Source organism: Nocardia sp. CNS-044 (assembly GCF_059570515.1).
On the sequence record NZ_JCANSX010000005.1, the window covers coordinates 1,301,293 to 1,323,105 of the forward strand.

The window sequence follows — 21,813 nt, forward strand, 5'->3', positions numbered from 1 at the left end:
GAGGAGTTATCCGAATGAGTAGATCCCAGAACCGGGCCGGTCGTCGCCTGGGCGTCGGCCTCACGACGCTGGCCGCGGCGGTCTGTGCGGCAGTGCTGACCGCGCCCTACGCGTCCGCGACGGTCGACAACCTCACCGTCTCGTCCAACAACCTCCAGGCGGGATGCACCTACCAGATCACCGCGAAGGTGAACCACTGGTTCGAGGTCTGGTTCTACGACAACGCGCTCGTCATCGCGGGCAGCCCGGTCAAGCCGGTGAACGGCGAGGCCACCATCCAATGGAAGCCGAAGAAGTCCGGGACCCACACCCTGGCCGCGCTGCAAGGCCTCGCCTACGAGATCAAGGTGAACGTGGCCGAACCGACCCTCACCGGCAGCGCCACCTGCGGCGCCGGACCCCTGGCCTGGATGGGTTCCTGAGAGCCGCGCTCGCGGTGCCGTAGCCACCACCGCGGGCGCTCGGGCCGGTCGACATCCCCTGTTCCGTCGACCGGCCCCCTTTCTTTTGTCAGCCCGACCACGAGGCGTGGTCGGTCCACGCCTGCAGACTGCGGGTCGTCTCGAACCGTCGCGGTTCCCCGGTGACCGGATCGGTGAACTCGAGCGACGCGGCGAGCAGTTGCAGCGGGCGGGTGAAATCGTGCACCGGCTTGTCGGTGAGGACCGGATAGAAATCGTCGCCGAGAATCGGCACGCCGAGGCCGTTCATGTGCAGGCGCAGCTGGTGGGTCCGCCCGGTCAGCGGCCGCAGTCGGTAGCGGCCGAGTCCGTCGCGGTGCTCGACCAGGTCGACAACGGTCTCCGCGTTGGGCTCGCCCTCGACCTCCTGGGCCGCGAGCACCTGCTTCTCCTTGACGATGCGGCTGCGCACCGTGCGCGGCAGTTCGAGGTCGGGCCGGTAGGGGGCGATCGCCTCGTACTCCTTGCGTACCGCGCGGCGGTGGAACATGGTCTGGTAAGCCCCGCGGCGAGCCGGGTTGACGATGAACAGCAGCAGCCCGGCAGTCACCCGATCGAGCCGGTGCGCGGGCACCAGATCGGGCAGGCCCAACTCCTCGCGCAGCCGGACCAGCGCCGTCTGCCGGATGTGCTGTCCGCGCGGAATGGTGGCGAGGAAGTGTGGCTTGTCCACCACGAGCAGGTTCTCGTCGCGGTGTACGACGGTGATGTCGAACGGGACGTCGGTCTCGTCCGGCAGGTCGCGGTGGAACCACACCGCGCCGCCGGGGGCATAAGGCGCGTCCGGCGCGATGGGCCCTTCGAGATCGACGATGTCGCCCGCGTGCAGGAGTTCATCGATGCGTTCCGGCGCGACACGGGGAAGTCGCTCGACCAGGTGGTCGCGAATCGTCGCCCACTCGCCCGTCTCCGGCAGTCGCAGCCGGGCCGGATCCAAGCCGTACCGCTTGGGCAGCGGCGGCTGCTGCCTTCGTCTCATCGGCGACAACTCTAATCGCCGCTGCTCACCGGGCCCGCGTCGCCCCAGATCTCCGAGCCGCCGGATCCGACGGTAGTCAGATGGCCGCCTTGCGATGCGACCATATGACTCCGTCGATTCCCTGCCCCGGCCAGCCGAGGTCGCCGGGCTCGTGTAACCCGGCCCGGCGCGACGGACGGCGGGTGGTCTCCTTTAGAAGCCGCGCAACCGGTCCGGCGTGATCCGCACGGGCACCGAGTATTCGGCGTAGAACTCCTCGGCCGTCATCCCGATTTCGACGTACCCCCCGGCGTACTTCTCGTTGTACGCGGCGATTTCGTCGTCGGACGGCCACTCCTCGACGATCCGCGCGGTACCGGTGAACACCATGACGTCGCCGCCGGACTCGGTGCTGTTGAGATTCAGCGAGACGCGCGGGTTGCGGGCCATGTTGCGCACTTTCGCCTTGTCCCGCTGGCTGAACAGCAGGAATTCGCCGTCGCGCCACTGGAACCACACGGGGTTGGGCTGCGGCGTGCCGGACGGGCCGACTGTGGTGAGCCAGATGACGGATTCGCGGCCGAGCCGTTCGGCGACTTTGGCGCCGAATTCGGTGCCGGTGTCGAGGACAGGTGCGGTGGGACGATCGGATGCTGTTGTGGTCATGTCCGGCACAACACCGCCACAGGCGCCGCGATTCCGGTCGGCTGGAAACCGGTCGGGAGATCAGGGCTCGGCGCGTTCGCCGAGCGTCATGCAACTCGGGAGACGGGTAGATGACGAGCAAACCTAGTTTCCGCGTTGGTGTTTCGGAGTCGAGACGAAGCGGTGTGCACGCAAGCTTCCACGCCGCGTCGAACAGCGGAAGGCCAGGTCTCGTGCCGCCACCGGCGGTCGACCGCCGTTCGCCTGGCGTCCGTTCGTCCTAGGGCCGGGGAAAGTTAGCCTTACCTATTTTCCTGTGTGATGATGGGGCGGATTTCCGGCGAGATGCGCCAGGGATGTCGAAAGGCGAGGACATATGACGGTGGAGGTCACGCCGCACGCAGCGGCGGAGACGGGGAACCGGCCGCCGCGGGCGGTGGCGAAACAGCGCAAGCAACAGCAGGCCACGGCGCGCAAGGAGATTCTCGCGCCAGTGCGGGGAGCGCTGACGCTCGCCAGCGTCGTGATGGCGATCGCCTCGGTCTGCACCGTCGTGCCGTTCGTGCTGATCGTCGAGGCATGTCGCGAACTGCTCGACGATCCGGTGGACACCGATCGGGTGTGGCGGCTGTTCGGCCTGGCGATGCTGGTGCTTCTGGTGCGCGCGCTGTTGCAGGCGGCAGCCTTGACCTGGACGCACCTGGTGGACGGCGGCTACCAGCTCGCCGTGCGCCGCGCGCTCGCGGCCAAGCTCACCAGGGTGCCGCTCGGCTGGTTCGGTGAGCACGGCTCCGGCGAGGTGAAGAAGTACCTCCAGGACGACGTCGAGGCGCTGCACTACCTGGTGGCGCACGCGCGGCTCGAGTTCGTCGGGGCGCTGCTGGTGCCGCTGGTCTCGCTCGGCTATCTGTTCACCGTGGACTGGCGGCTGACGCTGGTCCTGCTGCTGCCGTTGATCGCCTACGCCTTGGCTTTCCGCAAGATGATGGACCGCGAGAACATGGACCGCCTAGCGGTCTACACCCGCTGGGAGCGCCGGGTGCAGCAGGCGACCATCGAGTTCGTCGACGGCATCCAGGTGGTGCGGGCATTCGGTCAGGCGGGCAAGGCGCACCGCGAGTTCCAGGACGCGGTGGACGGCCAAGCCGACAGTTTCGGCCGCTGGAAGACACCGATGATCCGGCTCCAGGCGGTCGCCGACATCGTGATCTCGCCGGTCTGCGTCATGCTGGTGATCGTGGCCGCCGGTTTGGCCGGCGTCGGCTGGGGCTGGCTGGCTCCGCTCGACATGCTGCCCTTCCTGCTGGTCGGCCTCGGCCTGGGCAGCGCGCTGATGGGTCTGGGCTACGGGGGACAGGCCCTGCGCGCGGCAGGAGCGGCTGCCGAGCGCTTGTACGAGTTGCAGCAGAGCCCCGAACTCGCCTCCGGCGCACCGGAACCCGGCGAGCCGAGTGCGGGTGCCGAACCGGGCCTGGTCCGCTTCGAGTCCGTCGGGTTCGGCTACCGCGAGGGCCACGACGTGCTGCGCGACATCGACCTGGAGCTGCGGCCCGGCACCATCACGGCGCTGGTCGGACCGAGCGGCTCGGGCAAGTCGACGCTGGCCAAGCTGCTGCCCCGCTTCTACGACGTCGGCTCGGGTCGAATCACCATCGGTGGCCGTGATATTCGCGACTACCCGAGCGACGAGCTCTACCGCACCGTCGGTTTCGTCTTCCAGGACGTCCGGCTGATCCGCGGCAGCATCCGCGAGAATCTGCGGCTGGCCGCCCCGGACGCGGACGACGCCGCGCTGGAGTGGGCCGCCCGCGCCGCGCAGATCCACGACCGCATTCTCACGCTGCCGCGCGGCTACGACTCCGAGATCGGCGTCGACGCGACACTGTCCGGTGGTGAGGCGCAACGCCTTTCGGTGGCGCGTGCGTTGCTCGCCGACACACCTGTTCTGGTGCTCGACGAGGCGACGGCCTTCGCCGACCCGGAGTCCGAGGCGGCGGTGCAGGACGCCCTGGCCGCGCTGGTGGCCGGACGCACCGTGCTGGTCATCGCGCACCGGTTGCACACCATCACCGGCGTGGACCGGATTCTGGTGCTGGAGAACGGAACCCTGGTCGAGCATGGCGACCACCGCAGCCTGCACACGGCGGGCGGCACCTACCAGCGACTCTGGGAGATCAACGAGGCGGCCCTCGGCGCGGTCTCGCTCGTGGAAAGTGAGGCGGCCCGATGATTCGCAAACTGCTGGGCTTGGTGCCCACCGAATTCGCCCCGCTGACACCGCGGTTGCTCGCCGCCATCCTCGGCCAGGCGATCAGCCAGGCGGTCGCTTATCTGCTCTTGGTTCCGGTGCTCGAGGCGCTGTTCGACGACGACCTCGGACGAGCCTGGTTCTGGGCGCTGCTGATGCTCGTGGCCGTCGGTGGTGTCGCGGTGTTCGGCTACCTCCAGGTCGCGCTCGGGCTGCGTATCGCGATCGGCATGCAGCGCGGTCTGCAAACCCGGCTCGGCGACCATCTGAACGCGTTGCCGCTGGGCTGGTTCGAAACCCGGAGCGCCGGGCCGCTCTCGCGGATCACGGTGGAGAACGTGCGCGAGATCCAGGGCGCCGTCGCCTATCTGGTCGCCAAGGTGGTCACCGGCATCGTGGTCCCGCTCGGTGTGGCGGTCGGCATGCTGTTCATCGACTGGCGGATCGCGCTGGCCATGCTGCTCGCGGCTCCGGTGCTCTTCCTCGTCAACGGTCTGGCCCACCGCGCGTACCAGCGGGCCGACGATGGCCTGCACGCCGCCGCGGTCGAAGCCGATTCGCGCGTGGTGGAATTCGCGCAGGCGCAGCCGGTGCTGCGCGCGTTCGGCGCCGTCGGCGCGGGCAACAAGGCGCTGGACGGCGCCCTGCGGCAGCAGCGTTCGGCGAACACCAGGATGGTCTTCACGTCGGTGCCGAGCCTGATCGTCTTCGCGCTGTTCGTGCAGGCGGTGTTCCTGGTCCTGGTCTACGTGGTGATCGCGAGGGTGACCGACGGCGCCGTCTCGACGGCCGTCGCGATCGCGCTGATCGCCGTGAGCTCGCGGTTCATCGAGCCGCTGAACCAGGCCGCGCAACTGGGCAACGGTCTGCGTTCGGCGGCCGCCGCCGTCGACCGCGTCACGGGTCTGCTCGCGGAAAAGTCACTGCCCGAGGCCGATTCGCCGGTGACGCCGGGTGTGCCGACCGTGGTCTTCGACAACGTGAGCTTCGGCTACCGGCCCGGCGAGCCGGTGCTCTCCGACATCACCTTCAGCGTCCCGGCCGGGACGACCACCGCGATCGTCGGACCGAGCGGCGCGGGCAAGACGACGCTGCTGCGATTGGCCGCGCGGTTCTACGACGTGGACGCCGGGCGGGTGGCCGTCGGCGAACACGATGTGCGGGAACAGCCGTCGGAAACGCTGCTGAACCAGCTGTCGCTGGTCTTCCAGAACGTCTACCTGTTCGACAGGTCGGTGTCGGACAACATCCGGATCGGCCGCCTCGACGCCACGGACGCCGAGGTGCTGCGCGCCGCCGAGGCCGCGCGGGTGGACGAGATCGCCCAGCGCCTGCCCGACGGTTACGACACCGCGGTCGGCGAGGGCGGCGCCGCGCTGTCCGGCGGTGAGCGACAACGGGTCTCGATCGCCCGCGCCCTGCTCAAAGACGCGCCGATCGTGCTGCTCGACGAGGCGACGAGCGCGCTCGACCCGCACAGCGAGGCCGTGGTGGTGCGCGGCGTGCACGAGCTCACCAGGGGCAAGACGGTGATCGTGGTGGCGCACCGCCTGGCCACCATCGCCCACGCGGACCAGATCCTGTTCGTCGACGGCGGTCGCATCGTCGAACGCGGCACGCACGCCGAGCTGCTCGCGCGGGGCGGTCGCTACGCCGACTTCTGGAACGAGCGCAGTCGCGCGTCGGGATGGCGGTTGGAACCGGCCGCCGTCTGATCCGGCGACAACGAAACGGGCCGCCGCGGAGGATGTTCCGCGGCGGCCCGTTCGGATACGCCTTACTTCCAGTAGGCCTGGTACTTCAGCTGGGTTTTCGGCAGGTTGTGGGTCTGCTTGAGGGTTTTGACGATCGATCGGGTGGTGTGGCCGTCGCAGGCGACCCAGGCGAAAGCGTCTGCCGCGCAGGAGATTTCCTGTGACTGTTCGCGCAGTAGGCGGCCGTCGTCCACACGCTGCAACCAGGTGACCTGGTGGTGTGGCTTGTTGCGCACGGGCAGGGTCTGGTCGGATTCGTATTGCCATTCCAGCCAGACGCGGGCGGGTGCGTCGCCGATCGCGTCGAGCAGGGAGTTGATGGCGGGCAGCGAGGCGGTGTCGCCGAACAGGAGGTATTCGCTCGGCGCCGTCTGCGGCAGCTCGAACTTCGACCCGAGCACCGACGCCTCGATCTCGTCGCCCACCTTCGCCCGCTGCGCCCACGCGCTGGCCGGGCCGCTGTGCACGGCGAACTCGATGTAGAAGTGGTCGCCCTCGGGATCCTGGTCGACGATCGTGTAGCCGCGGTGGTGCAGCTTGTCGGTCTCCGCGTCCGGGATCCACAGCCGGATGAACTGCGTCGGGTGCACCGGGTGGTCGGCGAGCAACCCGCCCGCAGTGAATCCGATCCGCTGGTATTTGTCGGTGATCGCCTCGGTCGACGTCACGCGCAGTCGGTAGTCATCGGCACGCCACACCTTCAGGATGACGCCGTTCGCCCCTCTTCCCATGAGATATGAGGTTAGCCTAACGAAACTCGGTTGTCGCCCGCTGGGTACGGAATGGGCGCATCCCGGCCGAACTCCCGCTCAGCGCCCGACAGGCCGGCCGCGAACATCGCGGTGTTTCCCGGCCGCCGCCACGACGTCCGCGTCTGATCCACCGAGCGGCCCGCTCAGAAACGCGACCAAGATGTCCACGGTCACCCGCTGTGTCGCCACGGGGCCGCGCGATCCGCCGATCATCTGCGCCAGCGCGAACCGCCCAGGTGCGGCGAGGAACAGCGGAACATCCGTGAAGCTGTAGTGATTGGCGTCGCCGATCTCGAAACGGAAGCCGCCCGAACGCAGCCCGCCGAGCAGCGCGGCATTGCGATCGAAGAACTGCGGGGAGTGTCCCGTCTCGGCGTACTCGCTCTGCACCAGCAGGAACGGTTGGCGCAGTGGGCGTCCGGGCAGGTCGCCGTACAGGGTGCCGTCGATGTTCGCGGCGGCGCGGACGCGCTCGTCGTCGGCGGCCGCGGCGGCAGCGGCGGCGCCACCGAACGAATGCCCGATGGCCGCGAGGTGTTCGGTGTCGAGACGACCGGAGAGCCGTGGGCCGAGTGCGCCGGGCCGGTCGAGTTGGTCGATGACGAACCGCAGGTCGGCTGCCCGCACCGCCTGCTGCTCGATCATGTACCGCTCACCCTCGGCCTCGTCGGCCGGAAAGTCCTGTACCGGCGTCGCGATCCGTCCGTCGGCGAGCTCGGTCACGTCCGCCTCGTAGGGATGATCGACAGCGAGCACCACGAACCCGCGGCTGGCCAGGTCGGTGACCAGTCCGGTGTAGAACGCCCGCGGCGCACCGTAGCCCGGCGAGAACAGCACCACCGGCCAGCGATCGCGGTCCCGCCCGAGCGACGCGCGGTGATCGCCGTGCGTGTCGATGCGGTCGTAGCCGCGCATGAGGAAGCTGGGAATTTGGGCGACTCGACTCGGCAGCCTGTCGAGCCCGTCGAGATAACGCGAGCCGTTCCCGGTCGGCTCGGCCGCCGGATACCAGGCCTGCGCGATGACGTTGCGGCGATCGGCCGGGTCGTCCGTCGCGGTTTCCGGCCGGTCCGGATCGATCCAGCGAAACGTCTCGGTGCCAACGGGATACGGCCCGCTCGGCGCGGGCAGCGTCGGTACCGGCACTGGCACCCACGCGAATGCCGCCGCGGCGACGAGCAAACCGATCCCAGCGCGCGCCGCGATCCGGCCGACCCGCCCGCTCGGCCGCGCCGCCACGAACCACGCGGTCGCGCCCACCAGCAGGTAGGTCGGAACGAACTGCCAGTAGAACCCTTCGAGCAGCAACTGAATCGCCGCCCCGAGCGCAAGCGCGCCCAGCACGGCGAACGCGGGCGCGCGCCCGATCCGGCCGGTGCACAGTACGAACACCGCGCACCCGATCGTGGCCATCGGGATCAACGCGTCGATGAGCGACATACCTGCCTCGCTTCCGCTCGGACAACGGATTCGAGGTCGAGCCTGACGCGTGATCGAGTCATCGCGCGTCGGCAGCAGGTCGCGACGTGATCATCCGAACGAATGACCGCGAGTACGCAATCTCACGCTGCCGGACGGAGTCGCGCATGGCAGGAGCGGAGGCGGAGGTGCGCCCTTACTTCCAGTAGGCCTGGTACTTCAGCTGGGTTTTCGGCAGGTTGTGGGTCTGCTCGAGGGTTTTGACGATCGATCGGGTGGTGTGGCCGTCGCAGGCGACCCAGGCGAAAGCGTCTGCCGCGCAGGAGATTTCCTGTGACTGTTCGCGCAGTAGGCGGCCGTCGTCGATGCGCTGGAGCCAGGTGACCTGGTGGTGTGGCTTGTTGCGCACGGGCAGGGTCTGGTCGGATTCGTATTGCCATTCCAGCCAGACGCGGGCGGGTGCGTCGCCGATCGCGTCGAGCAGGGAGTTGATGGCGGGCAGCGAGGCGGTGTCACCGAACATCAGGTATTCGCTCGGCGCGGTTTCGGGGAGTTCGAAACTGGATCCGAGCACCGTCGCGTCCAGCACATCGCCGACCGTCGCGTTGACGGCCCACTGCGCGGCGGGGCCGTCGTGTACGGCGAACTCGATGGCGAACTTGTCGCCCTCGGGGTCGGGGTCCACCAGCGTGTAGCCACGGTGGTGCAGCTTCTCGGTCTCGAGGTCGGGAATCCAGAGGCGGATCCACTGGGTGGGGTGCACCGGATGGTCGGCGAGCAGCCCGCCCGCGTCGAAGCCGAGCCGAATGTATTTGTCGGTGACGTATTCGGTCGCGGTGACGGTGAGCCGGTAGTCCTGACCGCCCCACGCCTTGACGATGACGCCGTTGAAACCTCTGCCCATAAAGTGAGGTTAGCCTAAGCTGAGTCGAATGTCACGACCGCGGCGAAACGACAGCGGCCCCCGCCGAAGCGGGGGCCGAATCGCGCGGGACCGCTCAGCAGCCCTGGCCGACGAAGTTGCCGATGGTGCAGACGGATTCGCGGCTCAGCTTCCAGGTGCCGTCGATCTGCTTCCAGGTCAGGTCGAAGGTCCACGGCTCGTAACCGTCGGTGGCGGTGTACAGCACGGCCGAAAGGGTGTCGCCGTTGACGGTCACCGGGCCGGTGACGTCCCAGCGCCAGCTCGGCGGGGCGATGGCGATCAGCGTGGCCGCGGTGTCGAAGACGCCGAGGCCCGCCGCGCCGGTCTCCAGCTCGGCGGCGCGCGCGGCGCGCGGTGCGCCCGCGTTGAACAGCAGCGCCATCTTGGCACGCAGCTCACCGGTGCTCGGCGCGTTGGCGCGCAGCGGGGCGGTGATCGGCGCGGCCTCGGCGATCGCGGCGGTGGTGACGGTGCCGAACGCGCCGACCAGGGTGGCGGCGGCAAAGGCGACCGCGCCCAGCTTCTTTCGGGTGCTGATCATGAAAGTACTTCCCATCGTTCTCGTGCCGGAGTGCTTCCCCGCTGTGGGGATCGACACTGCGGTTCACTGTAAGGTAAGCCTATGCAAACATGAAGGCGGGGGCTCGTCGATGTGGGCGCGAACACGGATACGCGCGATGTGAGAGTGGGAGAACCGGTGGAAACACTTGTGGTGATCGGCGCGGGTCCGAAGGCGATGGCCGTCGCCGCCAAGGCGCACGTACTGCGCGGACTGGGGCTGCCCGCGCCGCGGGTCGTCGTGGTGGAAGCGCAGACGGTGGGCGGCAATTGGCTGCCCAGCGGCGGCTGGACCGACGGCCAGCACCGGCTCGGCACCAGCCCGGAGAAGGACGTGGGCTTCCCGTACCACTCCACCTGGGCGCGTGGCCACAACCGCGCGATCAACGAGGCCATGACGGCGTTCAGCTGGACCTCCTTCCTGGTGGACCAGGGCACCTACGCCGAGTGGATCGACCGTGGGCGTCCGAGTCCGCAGCATCACGTCTGGGCCAAGTACCTCCAGTGGGTCGCCGCGCGAACCGATTTCGAGCTCGTCCTCGGCACCGTGCGCACCATCGCCGCAGCGGCCGACGGCTGGCTGATCACCGCGGTCGACGCCGACGGCATTCCGACCGAAATCGACGCCGACGCACTGATGATCACCGGTCCCGGCCGCAGCGAGAAGGCGCTCGCCAAGCACCCCAAGGTGCTCAGCGTCGCGGAATTCTGGGACCTCGCGGGCAAGCGCAAGCTGCCCGTCTCCTCGCGCGCTGCCGTCATCGGCGGCGGCGAGACGGCCGGTTCGGCGCTGGACGAACTGGTCCGCCACGGCATGCTGTCCATCTCGGTGATCTCCCCGATGGCCACCATCTACACCCGCGGCGAAAGCTATTTCGAGAACTCGCTGTTCAGCGATCCGATCAAGTGGGGATCGCTGAGCACCGACGAGCGCAGGGACGTCATCAGGCGCACCGACCGCGGTGTGTTCTCGGTGCGCGTGCAGGAGAGCCTGCTCGCCGACAACCGGGTGCACCACATGCAGGGCCGGGTCGTGCGGGTCGCCGACCTCGGCGACGGCGTCGCGCTGACGCTGCGCAACGAGATGCGCCCCGATCAGATTCACAACTTCGACCTGGTGATCGACGCGACCGGCGGACAGCCGCTGTGGTTCCTGGAGATGTTCGACGCCAACGCCGCCGATCTGCTGGAACTAGCGGTCGGGGGACAGCTGACCCAAGCCAGGATCGAGGCGTCGATCGGCTACGACCTCGCGGTCTCGGGCTTGGACGCGAAGCTGTACCTGCCGAACCTGGCCGCGCTGGCGCAGGGACCGGGTTTCCCGAATCTCAGCTGCCTCGGCGAACTCTCGGACCGCGTGCTGCGCACCGAATCGGCGAAGGCCCGGTCCGCGGCGACGAGAAACCGGGACCGGGCCTTCGGCTGAGATTCAGAGCCGGATCGCGGGCATGTCCGCCGCCGTGCGCGGCAGGATGTGCAGCGCGATCCGGCGGTCCGGCCGCACGTCGAACTCGCCGAGTTCGACCCAGCCGTTCTTCGACAGCGCCTTGCGCATCGGGGCGTTGCGGTAGTCGGGATCGCAGATCAAGCGCCTGCACTCCGGCTCGGCGGCGAACAGCGCGGCGGCCAGCTGGTCCATCCAGCCCGACATGATGCCGCGTCCGATCAGATTCAGATCCGCGGTGGCGACGTGGAATCCCATGTCCAGCGGGTCCGCGTCGTACAGGCGGCCGTTCTCGTCCTTGGCCGCGCGGTAGATCTCCACGTACGCGATGTCACGACGGCCGAGGTCGGGGCGATCGATCGCGGCGAAGTCGTAGCTGAGAATGCAGGGCCGCGAATAGGTTCCGGCCAGTTGGGCGAGGAAGTCGAGCTTGCGGCGGTCCGCGGGCCAGTCCTGTTCCCAGGTCTCCAGCAGGTGCGGCAGCGCCATCCACTCGGCGAGCATCTGCGGATCGTCGCCCTCGGGATCGGCGAGCCGTAGCTCGAAGGGCTCGTCGAAGCCGGGAACAACCGGGGCCGGTGCGCTGCGGACCTCCTCTGCGACATCGGTCAATTCGCGCTTGAGGACGTACGGCGTCCCGGTCTGGTTCATCGTGCTAGGGCTCCCGTTCGCTCGGCTTTTCGGCGCAGTGCGTCGTAAGGTTACCCTAGGCTTACATCGGTAAGGTTACCCTATGCTAACGTCGCTGGGTTAGCGTAGCCCGGCCCGTCGCCAGTTGGCGGACGGAGTCGAGCGGCTAGCGCAGCGATACCGTGATGCAGGAGCCGTAATGCCGAAAACCCTTGGTTGGATTCGCAAATTCCACAAGCCGAGCTCGGACTCGAGCCCGACGTTGCTGATGTTCCCGCACGCGGGCAGCGGCGCCTCCGCCTACCGCACCTTTTCCAAGGCGCTCAGCGAGAGTTTCGACGTCATCGTCTTCCAATACCCGGGCCGTCAGGACCGGGCCGCCGAGCCGATGCCGACGACCCTGCCCGAGGTGGCGGCGGGCGCGCTGAGCGCGTTCCTGGAGTCGGAATACCACCGCGGCGAACCGGTCACGGTCTTCGGACACAGCATGGGCTCGATGGTCGGTTTCGAATTCGTCCGCCAGGCCGAGGCCGCGGGTGTCGAGGTGAACCTGTTCGGCGCATCGGGCGCGGTCGCGCCGTACCGCGTCGTCGACATGCCGCAGCATCCCACCGAGGACGAGGCGCTGCTCGATCATCTCGCCGGGCTCAACGGCACCGGCTCGGACGTGCTCGGCAGCCGCGAGATCATGCGCATGACGCTGCCCGCCCTCAAGGCCGACTACGCCGCGTTCGACCGCTACGTGTGCGGGCCCGAGGTCAAGTTGCGCGCCAGGCTGCACGTCATGGGCGGCTCCGACGACGAGCACGTCACCGCGCGCCACCTGCAGGAGTGGGCGACGCACAGCGAGCAGGACATCACCGTCACCCTTTTCGACGGCGGACATTTCTACCTGAACGACCACGTGGACGGCATCGCTGAATTGCTGACGTCCGAAGTTCTTTCCGCGAGATAGTTCGCGAATTCGCACGTTAGGTTTGGCATGGCACGCGCTGTTTCGGGGGAAGAAGATCACATTGTCATCGCCGGTATGGCGGTGGAGGCGCCGGGGGGCGTCGACAATCTGGACGATTTCTGGTCGGCACTCGCCGAATCGCGAGAATTGATCGGTCCTTTTCCCCGTGACCGGGAATGGCCGCTGCGGGAAGTTTTCTCCCTGCACCGCGACGAAGGCTGGGGTTCGGTGCCCGACGCCGGTGGATTCCTCACCGGGGCAACGGAATTCGATCCGCAATTCTTCGGGATCACGCCGCGCGAGGCGGTCGCCATGGATCCGCAGCAGCGGGTCGCGCTGCGGGTGGCCTGGCGCGCGCTCGAGCACGCGGGGATCAACCCCGGCGCACTCGCCGGTGACGAGGTGGGCTGTTTCATGGGCGCCTCGTTCATCGAATACGGCCCGCGCGCCGGCGAAGTCAACGAGTACAACGGCTATCGCGCCGTCGGCACCGCGCTGGGCGCGGTGGCCGGGCGCATCTCGCACGGTCTCGGTCTGGTCGGTCCGTCGATCACCGTGGACACCGCGTGCGCGTCGTCGCTGACCGCCGTGCACCAGGCCGCCGCCGCGATCCGCAACGGCGAGTGCGACTGGGCGCTCGCGGGCGGCGTGAGCGTGATGGGTTCGCCCGCCGCGTTCTACGAGTTCGCCAAGAACAACGCGCTGGCCGTGGACGGTCACCTGCGCGCCTACTCCGCGAGCGCGACCGGAACCCTGTGGGGTGAGGGCGCGGGAGTCGTCGTGCTGGAACGCGAGTCGCGGGCCCGCGAACTCGGCCACCGCGTGTACGCAAGGGTGCTGGCCACCAGGGTCAACCACAACGGCAAGGGCGCGCCGATCGCGGTGCCCAGCGCGCAGGCGCAGGAAGCGCTGGTGCGCAAGACGATCGACGCGGCGGGCATCGACCCGAGCCTGGTCGGCCTGGTCGAGGGGCACGGCACCGGAACTCCGGTGGGCGACCCGCTGGAGCTCACCGCGCTGTGCAAGACCTACGGCGCCGACCCGGAGCGCGGTCCCCGGCTGGGCTCGGTGAAGACCAATGTCGGCCACGCGCAGGCCGCCGCGGGCATGCTCGGGCTGATCAAGGTGCTGCTGTGCGGCGCCAACGGCCACATCGCGCCGACACTGCACGCGGACGACCCCGCCGCCGCGGTGGACTGGAACGCGACCGGGCTGCGTCTGGCCACGGAGTTCGAGCCGTGGGAACCGCACGAGGGCGTCCGCTACGCCGCGGTCTCGTCGTTCGGCGTCGCGGGCACGAACGCGCACGCCATCCTGGCCATGCCGGTTCTGGAGGATATCGATGCCTGATTACCGTCTCCCGGACGGCGCCGTTCCGGTGCTGCTGTCCTCCGACACCGCCGACGGGCTGCGCGCCGAAGCCGCCGCCGTGCTCTCCTACCTGGAGCGCCACGAGCGCGTGACGCCGGATGCCGTGGCGGACATGCTCTTCCGCACCAGGATCGCGCGCCGCCGCCGCGCGCTCGCGATGGCGCGCACCCGCGACGACCTGCTCGACGCGCTGCGCGCCGTCGTCGCGGATGCCCCGCACCCCGCGGTGGTGAGCACCGTCGGACTCGCTTCGCCGCGCCGTGTCGGCTTCGTCTTCCCCGGTCAGGGCAGTCAGCGGCCGGGCATGGGCCGCTCCTACTACGAGAACTCACCGGAGTACCGCGCCGAGGTCGACGCCTGCGTCGAGATCCACGAGCAGCGCTACGGCCACATCGCGCCGTTCCACTATTTGCTCGGCAACGAGGGCGAATACCAGGACACCGTCTGGGAAGTGCAGCCCGCCTTGATGTTCCACATGTCCGGCTTGGCCGCCATGTGGCAGGCGTACGGGGTGCGCCCGGTCGCGACCGTCGGCCACAGCCAGGGCGAACTGGCCGCGGGCTGGGTGTCGGGCGTCATGACCCGGCGCGACGCGGTGCTGGCCGTGACCCACCGTGCGCGGTTCGTGGACGAGATCGTCTACCCCGAGCAGTACTCGATGGCCGTGCTCGGTATGGACCGCGAGGCGTGCGAGGCGATGCTGGCCAGGCATTCCGGCTGGGCCGAGCTCGCCGTCGTGAACGCGCCGCACATTCTCGCGATCTCCGGCGACCAGGACACCGTCGCCGACATGGTGGCGATGGCCAACGCCGAGGGGAAGTTCGCCAAGGAGATCAAGGTCGCCTACCCGGCGCACACCACGTTCCTGATCAAAATCCGCAAGGAGATGGAGGGGGTGCTCGGCGACGAGATGAGCGCGCCGACCTTCTCGCCCACCGAGATCACCTGCTACGGCGGCACTCTCGGCGGACCGATCACACCGGACATCACGCACCGGCAGTACTGGTACTGGAACCTGCGCAACCGGGTCCGCTTCGACCGCGCCGTCGTGGCCGCCACCGCCGAGGTCGACACCTTCATCGAGGTGGCCGAACACCCCACGCTGCAACTGGCGCTACAGGAGAACCTGGCCACCGTGCCGGACGACCCGGCAACCGGACCGCGCGACTTCCAGGTGCTCGGCACCTCGCGGCGCACCGCGGTGGGGCTGGAGGATTTCACGCGCAACCTCGCGACCCTCGCCGTGCACGACCTGAACTACGACTGGCAGAGCCTGCGCGTGGCGGGCTCCGCCGTCCGGCTCCCGCTGCCGAACTTCCCGCACACCCAGATGTCGCCGAAGCGGCTGTGGGCGCCGTACCGGTCCGTTGAGACGACGGGTCCGGCCGAGGTCGCGCCGGTTCGTCTGGTGGAGAACTGGACTCGGCTCTCCCGGCGCACGCTGACGCCGCCGCGCACGGTCGCCCTCGTCGACCGTGACGGTCGCTGCGCCGAGCTGGCCGCCGCGCTGCGCGAGCGCGCCGAACGGCACGGTGCGACGGTGACGATGTTCGACGGTTCGCCCGTCGAGCAGGCCGACACGGTCGTGGTGCTGCTGCCCCCGAGCAGCGCGCAGGACGAGGCGGCCGCGGTCGCCGAGTTCGCCGACTTCGCCACCGATCAGGGCTGGCTCGCGGCGCTCGGCCCGCGCGTCACCGAGTGCTGGCTGGTGACGGCGGGCGCGGAAGCGGTGGGCGAGAACGAGATTCCCGCGCTCGCCGCCGCGGCGGCCGGTGCGGCCTTCCGCTGCGTCGCGCTGGAGCGTATCGGCGTCACCTTCCGCCGTATCGACCTGCCCGCGGACTACCCGGCGCTGGAGCAGAAGCTGCCCGCCGACAAGATTCTGGAAGCCGTGCAACTGGCGGGTGAGCCCGACCTCGCGATGCGCGACGGCAAGCTGCACGCCAAGCGACTCGCCGTGGCCGAGCAGGCCCCGACGGCCGCCGCATCCGACCTGAGCGAGGTGCTGATCCTCGGCGGCACCGGGCACGTCGGCCTGGAGTTCTGCGCGCAGTTCGTCCGCGACGGCGCGCGCCGGATCACCCTGGTGAACCGCGGCGGCGAGACGGCCGCGCTGACCGAACGGCTGCGCCCCGTCCGCGCGCTGGCCGACACCGAGATCGACGTGTTCGCTTGCGATATCAGCGATCCCGCGGCGGTCGTCGAGCTGGCCGCCCGGTACGCGGACCGCCCGGTGAGCCTGCTGGCGCACGCGGCCGTGGACTACGTGTACTCCGCCGCGTCCGACGCCGACGCCGCGGCCGTCGCCCAGGCGGGCGCGGCCAAGGTGGTCGGCTTCGGCGAGGTGCTGCGCACCCTGCCGACGACGCCCACGGCCACCGTGCTGCTGTGCTCGTCCTTCGCCGCCACCCTCGGCGGCTGGGGCCAGGCGCTCTACGCGGGCACCAACCGCATGCTCGACGCCATGGCCTGGCGGCTGCGCGCCGAAGGCCGCGCGTGCACGTCGGTGCAGTGGGGGCTGTGGGTGCTGCCCGCCGAGGCCGACGCGGCGGTCGAGGCCAGGATCGAGGGCTCGGGTCTGCTGCCGATGGCGGCGGCCGACGCGGTGGCGGCCGGGCTGGCCGACACCTCCGCCAACAGCCTGGTCCTCGCGGCGGACTGGTCGAAGCTGCGCGGCGTCACCGAAACCGTCGGGCTCGAACAGGTTTTCGCACCCGCGCTCGACGTGCTCGCGAAACTGGCTCCGGCTCCCGAGCCGACGACCGCACCGGCCGCCGAGCCGATGCGCGCCGAGACGGTATCGGCCCCAGTGATTTCCGCGCCGTCTGTTCCGGAAGCGGGTTTCGCCGAACGCATCCGCAAGGAGCTGGACCGCGTCATGCTCTCCGACGGCGGCGAGGCCATCGACGGCTCGGTCCCGCTCGTCTCGCTGGGCATGGACTCGTTGCAGGCGCTCGATCTGCGCAAACGGCTCAAGGCCGAATTGAACCGCGACCTTCCGGTCGCCGCCATTCTCGGCGGCGCGTCCCTGGATGACGTCGTGTCGCTGATGTCCGAGAACAAAGGCTGAGGAGTCCGCTGGAATGTCGGAGACCACGCAGGCGACCGAGCGCAAGGCGGCGCCGCCGCAGATCGAGGACGTGCTCGCCCTCAGCCCGTTGCAGGAGGGCCTGTTCTCGCTCGCCAAGCTGGCCGGTGACGACGACCTGTACAACATGCAGTTCGTGATCGAGGTCGCGGGCCCGGTCGACGTGGCGCTGCTGCGCCGCAGCGTCGAGGCGATCCTGCGCAGGCACGCCAACCTGCGCGCCGCGTTCTGGGACCGCGACGTGCCCAAGCCGGTGCAGATCGTGCCCACCTCGGTCGAGCTGCCGTGGTTCGAACGGACAGCCGACGAACGGGAACTCGAAGCGATCGTGGCCTCCGAGGCCCGTCACGGCTTCGACCTGTCCCGCGGTCCGGCGCTGCGCGTCGCGATGGTCGCCCTGCCCGACGGGTCGCACCGAATGATCGTGACCGCCCACCACATCCTGATGGACGGCTGGTCGCTCGGTGTGTTCTTCCGCGAACTCTTCGCGGTCTACGAGGCGGGCGGCTCGGCGGCCGCACTGCCCGCGCCGCGCCCCTACCGCGATTACATCGGCTGGCTGGGCGCCCGCGACAACGAGGCCACCCTGCGCGGCTGGGCCGATTACCTCGCCGAGGTGGACCCGCTGATTCTCGCCGACCGCGCCGACGCGGCGGTGAACACGATCGTGCCGACCATCCACAAGGTGGTCCTCGACGGCGCCGACACCGACCGGGTGCAGCGCTGGGCCCGCGCGAACGGGCTGACCATGAACACGGTCGTCCAGTTCGCGTGGGCGATCGTGCTCGGCAGGCTGACCGACCGCACCGACGTCGTCTTCGGCACCACCGTCTCCGGCAGGCCGGACGAGCTGGCCGGTGTCGAGACCATGATCGGCCTGTTCATCAACACCATTCCGGTGCGCATCCGGCTCGACGAACTGGAAGCGGCGGGCGGGGTGGCGCAAGGCTGCGCCCAGTTGCAGCGCGCGTCGGCGACCATGCGAGACAACGGATATCTGAGCCTGTCCGCCATTCAGCGGGCCACCGGGCGCGGCGCCCTGTTCGACACGCTCTTCGTCTACGAGAACGCGCCGGTCGCCGACGTGCTCCAGGCGATCAGCACCGCGGACGGCACCACCTTCCGGCCGACCGCGTCGGAGAGCCTGACCCACTACCCGCTCGCGGTCGTCTCCTACCTGCTCAACGGCGAGCTGGCCGTGGTGGTGGAGGCCGTCGAGGCGGTGCTCGGCGAGATCTCGCCCGCCGACCTGGGCGCTCGCCTGGTGGAGGTACTGCGCCAGCTGCCCGATATCGGTGACGCGGGCCAGGATTCGCTCGACGTGCTGCTGCCGGGAGAGCGGCCGCGACCGCCCGTGTCGCCCGCCGCCGACGTCCTGGGCGTGACGGTGCCGGAGCTGTTCGCCCGCCAGGTGGCCGCGACGCCGGACGCCTTGGCGCTGAGCACCGAAGACGAGCGCTACACCTATCGGGAGCTCTCCGAAGCCGCACTGCGCCTGGCCGGTGGTCTGGCCGCGCGCGGCATCGGTTCGGAAGACGTTGTCGCCCTCGCTATGCCGCGTTCGGCCGAGTCCATCGCGGCCATCCTCGGTGTGCTCGCCGCTGGCGCGGCCTACGTGCCGGTCGACATCACGCTGCCCGCCGCGCGGATCGAATCGATTGTGCGTCAGTCGAACCCACGACTGATCGTGGTGGACGGCGCGGGTGTGCCCGCGCTCGACGAGATCGAGTCGCTGCCTCCCGTCGAGTCGTTCGGCGCGGTGGTGACCGACTCCGCGGCGCTCACGGCCCCGGTGTCCGGGCACCCGGAACAGTGCGCGTATCTCATCTTCACCTCCGGCTCGACCGGAGAACCCAAGGGCGTCATGGGCACCCACGCCGCGTTGGCCTCCTACTTCGCCGACCACCGCGACCGGGTGTACCGGCCCGCGACGGCTCGGCTCGGCAGGCCGCTGCGGATCGCGCACGCCTGGTCGCTGAGCTTCGACGCGTCCTGGCAGCCGATGATCGGCTTGCTGGACGGTCAGTCGATCCACCTGTTCGACGCGGAGGAGATGCGCGACGCGCAGCGCCTGGTGGACGGTATCGGCAGGCACGGCATCGACATGATCGACACCACGCCGTCGATGTTCGCCCAGCTGGCCGCCGCGGGCCTGGTGCACGACGGCGGCTCCGACCTCGCGGTGCTCGCCCTCGGCGGCGAGGCCATCGGCGTGCCGCTGTGGAAACAGCTGTGCGCCTTGCCGAACACCGCCGTGCACAACTGCTACGGCCCCACCGAGACCACGGTCGAAGCGGTGGTCGCCTCCGTCGCCGACCCGAAGGCGACGCCGACCATCGGCTCGCCCACCACCGGAATGACGGGCTACGTCTTCGATTCGCGGTTGCGTCCGACGCCGCACGGGGTCATCGGCGAGCTCTACCTCTCCGGCGCGCAGCTGGCGCGCGGCTACGCGGGCAAGCCGGCCATCACTGCCGAGCGTTTCGTCGCGGACCCGTTCCGGCCGGGCCAGCGCATGTACCGCACCGGAGACCTGGTGCGCCGCTTGCCCTCCGGCGATTTCGCCTACCTCGGCCGCGCCGACGACCAGGTGAAGATCCGCGGCTACCGCATCGAGATCGGCGACATCGAGGCCGCGCTGCACGCGTTGCCCGGCGTCCGTGAGGCCGCGGTACTGGTGCTGCGCCGCCCGAGCGGGCCGGTGCTCGTCGGCTTCGCGGTGGGCGCGGAACTCGAATCCGCCCGGCTGCGCGCCGAACTCGCCGAACGGCTGCCCGGCTACATGGTCCCGCACCGCATCCTCGCGGTCGGCGGACTGCCGGTCACCGGCAACGGCAAGCTCGACGCGCGGCAGCTCGAGGCGCTGGCGACCACGGCGCTGGACAGCGCGGCGGCGAGTACCGCGCCGACCTCCGACACCGAACGCACGCTGTGCGCGACCGTGGCAGAACTCACCGGCGGCGCCGAACCCGGTATCGACGAGCACCTGGTCGAATTGGGTCTGGACAGCATCGTTGCCATCTCGCTGGTGAATGCCTTGCGCCGCAAGGGAATCGCGACGAGTCCCCGCGCGGTGCTGACCGCGGGGTCGATCCGGGAACTCGCGGCGGCCATCGACGCGGGCGCGGGTACCGAAAAGAGCGGCGCCGTCGCCGAATACGGCGCGGTCGGCCAAGTGCCGATCCTGTCCTGGATGCACGAGCACGGCAACTACCGCAGGCTCGCGCTGAACACCCTGCTGGAACTGCCCGCCGAGGTGGACGGCCCGCGCCTGGAAGCGGTGCTGCAAGCTCTGCTCGACGGTCACGACATGCTGCGCGCCCGTTTCGTCGAGACGGCGGCCGGATACGACGTCGTCACCCGCGAGCCGGGTGTGGTGCGCGCCGCGGACATCCTGACCAGAATCGAAGCGGGACCGAACTTCCCGACGGAACTCGGTGCGCACGCGCTGGCCGTGGCCGACGAGATCGACCCGCTCACCGGCGATCTGGTGCGCGCGGTCTGGTTCACCCGCGCCGACGGCCCCGGCCTGCTGCTGCTCAACATCCACCACCTCGCGGTGGACCCGGTCTCCTGGCACATCATCTGCGCGGACCTGGCCGCGGCGTGGGAGGAGCTGTCGGCGGGTGCGTCGGAACTCGCTCCGCCGGTCGAGTACACGTCCTACCGCACCTGGGCCGAGCTGACTCGTGCCCGCGCGGGCAGCGCGGAGGTCGCCGCGCAGCGCGACTACTGGATCGCGCAGACGACCGCGCCGGACCCGGTGCTGGCCGCCCGGCGGCCGGATCCGAGCACCGACACCTGGTCCTCCTACCGGGTGCAGCCGCTGTTCACCGCGCCGGAGACGACCGCGGCGGTGCTCGACGGACTCACCGGCGAGCTCGGCGCGCGCGAGTTCCTGCTCGCCGCGCTGACCGCGACGCTGGCCACCTGGCGCCGGGAACGCGGCCAGGACGCCAGCGGCGGAGCGTATCTCGCGATGGAGGGCCATGGTCGCGAGGATCAGGTGCTCGGGGCCGACGTCGACACCGCCCAGACGGTCGGCTGGTTCACCAGTGTCTTCCCCGCGCGCTTCGGCGCGGGCGCGGACGCGGTGGATGTGGCCGCCGCGGAACAGGACCCGGCCGCGGCGCGGGCACTGCTCGCCTCGGTCGCCGCGTCGCTGGCCGCGGTGCCGAACAACGGCGTCGACTACGGCGTGCTGCGCTATCTCCAGGCCGACGCCGAACTCGCCGCGGCTCCCGAGCCGCAGGTGCTGTTCGACTACCTGGGCCGGATGGACCTGGCCGTCACCCGTAAGCCATGGTCGCCGGTCCACGAGGTCGAGCTGTTCACCCAGTTGCCGACCGCGCCCGAACCCGATTTCCCCCTCCGGTACGCCATGGACGTCATCGCGGGCGTGCAGCCCACCGACGCCGGACCGCAGCTGGTCACCCTCCTGCGGTGGAGCGACGTCCTGTTCACCGCCGCCGAAGTGGCGCGGCTCGCCGAGATCTGGCACGCCGCCATCGCGGCGCTGGCGCGCGCGATCGCGCCCGTCGCCGTCGGTGGACCGCCCGCGACGCCCGCGTGAACCCGGAACCCCAAGACCGTCAGCCGAATCGA

The 21,813-nt window shown here is 69.8% G+C and carries 15 protein-coding genes; 8 read left to right on the plus strand and 7 right to left on the minus strand.

Translation table 11 applies throughout. The annotated features are described in order from the left end of the window. Nucleotides 1-14 precede the first annotated feature (14 nt). Nucleotides 15-422 carry a hypothetical protein gene (locus T333_RS06890; protein ID WP_496423942.1) on the plus strand — a complete coding sequence of 136 codons (408 nt, stop codon included), beginning with the start codon at nt 15-17 and terminating at the stop codon, nt 420-422. An 88-nt stretch (nt 423-510) separates the two neighbouring features. Here the strand turns inward: T333_RS06890 and T333_RS06895 are convergent, their stop codons facing one another. Together T333_RS06895 and T333_RS06900 are read right to left on the minus strand one after the other, a co-directional pair. After that, nucleotides 511-1,440, minus strand: coding sequence for an RluA family pseudouridine synthase (locus T333_RS06895; protein ID WP_355000172.1), 930 nt, complete (start codon nt 1,438-1,440; stop codon nt 511-513). 192 nt (nt 1,441-1,632) lie between these two features. Further along, entirely contained in the window at nt 1,633-2,085 is a 453-nt protein-coding gene (locus tag T333_RS06900) for a TIGR03667 family PPOX class F420-dependent oxidoreductase (protein WP_496423943.1), read from the minus strand. A 355-nt stretch (nt 2,086-2,440) separates the two neighbouring features. Between T333_RS06900 and T333_RS06905 the strand changes: the two genes are divergently transcribed. Then, nucleotides 2,441-4,294, plus strand: a complete 1,854-nt coding sequence (locus T333_RS06905) for an ABC transporter ATP-binding protein (RefSeq protein ID WP_496423944.1) — start codon at nt 2,441-2,443, stop codon at nt 4,292-4,294. Continuing rightward, nucleotides 4,291-6,027 (plus strand): ABC transporter ATP-binding protein, encoded by a 1,737-nt coding sequence (locus T333_RS06910; RefSeq protein ID WP_496423945.1) that lies wholly within the window; start codon nt 4,291-4,293, stop codon nt 6,025-6,027. Before T333_RS06905 ends, T333_RS06910 begins: the two co-directional genes overlap by 4 nt. A gap of 62 nt (nt 6,028-6,089) precedes the next feature. Here T333_RS06910 and T333_RS06915 read toward each other — a convergent pair whose 3' ends face one another. From T333_RS06915 to T333_RS06930, 4 genes are all read right to left on the minus strand, one after another. Further along, on the minus strand, nt 6,090-6,797 hold the full coding sequence (locus T333_RS06915; RefSeq protein WP_355000168.1) for a siderophore-interacting protein: 708 nt from the start codon (nt 6,795-6,797) through the stop codon (nt 6,090-6,092). Between the two features lie 78 nt (nt 6,798-6,875). Further along, nucleotides 6,876-8,258, minus strand: a complete 1,383-nt coding sequence (locus tag T333_RS06920; RefSeq protein ID WP_496423946.1) for an alpha/beta hydrolase family protein — start codon at nt 8,256-8,258, stop codon at nt 6,876-6,878. Between the two features lie 175 nt (nt 8,259-8,433). Further along, complete coding sequence (locus tag T333_RS06925) at nt 8,434-9,141, minus strand: siderophore-interacting protein (RefSeq protein ID WP_496423947.1); 708 nt, start codon at nt 9,139-9,141, stop codon at nt 8,434-8,436. Between the two features lie 94 nt (nt 9,142-9,235). Continuing rightward, nucleotides 9,236-9,703, minus strand: coding sequence for an MTB12 C-terminal domain-containing protein (locus tag T333_RS06930; protein ID WP_357245959.1), 468 nt, complete (start codon nt 9,701-9,703; stop codon nt 9,236-9,238). Nucleotides 9,704-9,859: 156 nt separating this feature from the next. On the opposite strand from T333_RS06930, the gene T333_RS06935 reads away from it, so the two are divergent. Beyond that, on the plus strand, nt 9,860-11,146 hold the full coding sequence (locus T333_RS06935) for a SidA/IucD/PvdA family monooxygenase (RefSeq protein WP_357245956.1): 1,287 nt from the start codon (nt 9,860-9,862) through the stop codon (nt 11,144-11,146). A 3-nt stretch (nt 11,147-11,149) separates the two neighbouring features. Here T333_RS06935 and T333_RS06940 read toward each other — a convergent pair whose 3' ends face one another. Continuing rightward, the gene (locus T333_RS06940; RefSeq protein WP_357245953.1) at nt 11,150-11,815 is read right to left on the minus strand and encodes a GNAT family N-acetyltransferase; all 666 of its coding nucleotides are present in this window, start codon (nt 11,813-11,815) and stop codon (nt 11,150-11,152) included. Between the two features lie 178 nt (nt 11,816-11,993). Between T333_RS06940 and T333_RS06945 the strand changes: the two genes are divergently transcribed. The 4 genes from T333_RS06945 to T333_RS06960 are packed head-to-tail and all read left to right on the plus strand — an operon-like array spanning nt 11,994 to nt 21,781. After that, the gene (locus tag T333_RS06945; RefSeq protein WP_496423948.1) at nt 11,994-12,749 is read left to right on the plus strand and encodes a thioesterase II family protein; all 756 of its coding nucleotides are present in this window, start codon (nt 11,994-11,996) and stop codon (nt 12,747-12,749) included. A gap of 27 nt (nt 12,750-12,776) precedes the next feature. Beyond that, nucleotides 12,777-14,099, plus strand: a complete 1,323-nt coding sequence (locus T333_RS06950) for a beta-ketoacyl [acyl carrier protein] synthase domain-containing protein (RefSeq protein WP_357245947.1) — start codon at nt 12,777-12,779, stop codon at nt 14,097-14,099. Continuing rightward, on the plus strand, nt 14,092-17,190 hold the full coding sequence (gene nbtC / locus T333_RS06955) for a nocobactin polyketide synthase NbtC (protein ID WP_496423949.1): 3,099 nt from the start codon (nt 14,092-14,094) through the stop codon (nt 17,188-17,190). Before T333_RS06950 ends, nbtC begins: the two co-directional genes overlap by 8 nt. A gap of 13 nt (nt 17,191-17,203) precedes the next feature. Further along, nucleotides 17,204-21,781, plus strand: a complete 4,578-nt coding sequence (locus T333_RS06960; RefSeq protein ID WP_496423950.1) for an amino acid adenylation domain-containing protein — start codon at nt 17,204-17,206, stop codon at nt 21,779-21,781. Nucleotides 21,782-21,813 lie beyond the last annotated feature (32 nt).